Below are 3,094 nucleotides of genomic sequence, written 5' to 3'. Positions count from 1 at the left end.
CGTCATCGGCGTCACCTAGTGCTGACATTCGTGACATTTACCGCTGAAAGCCACAGTGTAGCAAGGTCCGGCACCTTATCAAAACACTTTCTCGATTGCCTTCGGTCGTGGTAGGCGCGGAAGATGAGTTTTGAGACAACCTCATGCTGATCGGCTATGCACGGGTATCGACGCCCGAACAGGATTTGACGCCCCAGCTCGATGCGTTGCGCGATACCGGTTGCGAGCGGACCTTCTCCGACAAGGCGAGCGGCGCCAAGGCAAACCGCGCTGGCTTGGCGGAGGCCCTGTCACACGCTCGCGCCGGCGATGTGCTGGTGATCTGGAAGCTCGATCGCCTCGGCCGGACGATGAAGGGGCTTGTCGACTTGGCTGCCGAACTGGCCGGACGCGGTATCGGCCTTCGCTCGATCACTGACGGGATCGACACCGCAGGAACAGCCGGCAAGCTCGTCTTTCACATCTTGGCTGCGATGGCAGAGATGGAGCGCGACTTGAACCGTGAGCGGACCACCGCGGCGCTGATCGTGGCACGGCGCGAGGGCAGGGTAGGCGGCCGAAAAACCGTCATGACGCCCAAACGGCTGGAGGCAGCGCGAAAGCTCCTCGCTTCCGGGATGACCATTCGCGAGATCGCACCGACGATCGGTGTCTCGGTTCCTACGCTGTATCGTCACCTCCCGGCACCGGAACAGGAAGCCATTAGCGCAGAAGTAACGGCCGACTGATGCAGCCTCGCTTCGCCGCGTTGGCGGAAAGCCTGCAACGGCACTTTCTTGATGGTGCGCCGACGTCCCCGCAATGCTGGAGGTGGGGGCGGACGACAAGTCGCTGATGGTCTATCTGGTGATGAGCCTGAGAATGGAGAAATCGGAACAGGATGAAATTAGAACAGAATAAAGAGATCCCGACCGATTCAGCCTATCGAACAGCGATCAGCCGCACGCTTAGTCCGCCAGCTTCGCAGCAGCTCAACTTGTCTCTTGTGCATTTCGTCAATTATTGTTGGCTCGGTTTGACAGGTTGGATCGGTCGACAGGTTTTGAGATACCGATTTGTAACGCTTACCGCTGTTCGCGTCATCTAGTAGCGCGCGCAGAAGCTGCCGACCTCTCACTACGCGGCTCTTGATTGTGCCTCCAGGAACCTGCTCGATCGCGGCTGTTCCTCATAGCTCAAACCCTCGATTCCGACGAGTTGGATGCACCGCTGCTGCTCGCGCGTTAGGCGCGGCCACAGGCGGTGAACATCGCTCAACATCACCACCGATTCTTGGTTTGACGCCACCGGAACATCGATGAGTTCCGCAGTGTCGCTCGCCTGTCCCGCGCCTCGACGACGAACCTGCGACAGAAAGGAGTTACGGAGGATACGGAAGGTCCACGCGTTCAAATTCGTACCGGCCTCAAAGGACGCCCGGCTGCGCCAGGCTTTCAGCACGGTTTCCTGAACAAGGTCCTGCGCAGTATCGGGGTTCTTAGCCAGCGATCGCGCATAGCTCGTCAGCCTGGGCATCAGGTCGCTCAATGCGGCGGCGAAGTCCGACCACTCTTCGGGCGGTACATGCAGTTTCTCATCCGGCTGCTTGGACAAGCAAAGCTCCAAGTTCAATCGAACCAGGCAGCTGTTTCTACACTGGTGGGTTTACTTATTGGAACCGTCATTTTGGTTGGCCTGTTCCACTCCCCGAGAAAAAACTGATCGACGGGACAAGCGTGCGGTAGATGAAGGGCGGAAACCAAATACGCGCAAAGCCCGGCAGCAAAAGTCAGCGTCTCTGCCTGCTCGAGTACCAGGCCCAGCCTGCAGGGAGTACCGCAGAAGCCATCAGGATTGCTCCAACAACATCATGGTCGTGCTGGAGGATCGCGCCGGCGACCAGCAGGCCGGCAGACAGGACGTTTGGGTCGGCGCGCCGGGGCAATGCCGGGGGTGAGGAGACCGCACCTTTCTGCAACTCGATCGGGAGCGCGCCCGACCGCGCGACCCGCTCGGCAAGCGCCACCAGTTCGGGCGATGCCGCGGCCAGGCGGCCGAGGCTCGTCGCCAGCCGCCGTCCGCCCCGCTTGAGGCCGGCCGGGCCGATTCGCTCCCGCAGCAGTTCGCGCGCGATCGGTGCGGCGCGCGCGGCGATGTCAAAGCCGGGATCGAGCCGTCGCACGAACCCTTCGGCGATCAGCAGGGTGCGCAGCAGCAGGGCGAGGTCGGGCGGCAGCGCCAGACGATAGGTTCGAAGCAGCGCAAAGACGCGGCCGAAGATGTCGGCGAGCTCGATCTGCTGGAGTACCGCCCCGCGGAACTGGCCGATCAGCGCGTCGAGGTCGCGGTTCAGCGCCTGGCGATCGACGTCGGTCTCGCCCGACCATTGCAGCAGTACGTCCGTCACCGATCGTGTGTCTTCACCCGCGATCGCGAGGACGAGCGTGACAACCTCGTTCCGCCGGGCGGGACTGAGCACGCCGACCGCCCCGAAGTCGATGAACGCCAACGCCCCATCGGCCAGAACAAAGACGTTGCCGGGATGGGGGTCCGCGTGGAACCGACCGTTGAAAATGATCATCCGCAGCACCGCATCGGCATATCTGCCGGCGACGTCAGCAGCGCCCTGACCCGCCCCGTCCTCACCCGCTCGGTCGAGGATCGCGCGGACCGGCACGCCGTCGAGCCGTTCCTGCACGTTGATCCGGCGGCCAACCTGATCCCAGTAGAAGCCGGGCGTGCGAACGCCGAGCGGCTGCAGGAACGCGCCGATGCTCTCGCAGGCTGCCGCTTCGGCGCTGAGGTCCATTTCCTGCGACAGGCTCTCAGCGAAGAACCGGAGCAGTTCGTCAGGCTTGAGGCGACGGATCTCCGGTGAGTGTCTCGCGGCGAGCCGCGCGATGCGGCGGATGAGCCGCAGGTCGGCATCGACGCGTTCCGCGATCCCCGGCCGGCGTACCTTGACCACAACCTCGGTGCCGTTGCGCAGGGTGGCGGCATGGACCTGCGCGATCGACGCCGCCGCGATCGGCTCGCGGTCGAACCGCGCGAACACATCCGCGATCGGGGAGCCGAGCGCGGCCAGGATCGTCGGCTCCAGCGCCTCGAACGGCAG

The 3,094-nt window shown here is 63.3% G+C and carries 3 protein-coding genes; 1 reads left to right on the top strand and 2 read right to left on the bottom strand.

Features of this window, described 5'->3' with window-relative positions; all coding sequences use genetic code 11:
• Positions 1-143 precede the first annotated feature (143 nt).
• Positions 144-728: a recombinase family protein gene (locus AX702_RS02125; protein ID WP_066775663.1), complete on the top strand. Its 585-nt coding sequence runs from the start codon at positions 144-146 to the stop codon at positions 726-728.
• 388 nt (positions 729-1,116) lie between these two features.
• Here AX702_RS02125 and AX702_RS02120 read toward each other — a convergent pair whose 3' ends face one another.
• Together AX702_RS02120 and AX702_RS02115 are read right to left on the bottom strand one after the other, a co-directional pair.
• Entirely contained in the window at positions 1,117-1,593 is a 477-nt protein-coding gene (locus AX702_RS02120; protein ID WP_231731691.1) for a sigma-70 family RNA polymerase sigma factor, read from the bottom strand.
• A gap of 175 nt (positions 1,594-1,768) precedes the next feature.
• Positions 1,769-3,094, bottom strand: a 1,326-nt coding sequence (locus AX702_RS02115) for an ABC1 kinase family protein (protein ID WP_066775661.1), incomplete at its 5' end; no start/stop codon positions are given.

The organism is Sphingomonas sp. CCH5-D11 (genome assembly GCF_001557395.1).
GTDB lineage: Bacteria > Pseudomonadota > Alphaproteobacteria > Sphingomonadales > Sphingomonadaceae > Sphingomonas.
Note: the sequence above shows the minus strand (reverse complement) of the source record. Positions and strands in the feature narration are given on the sequence as shown.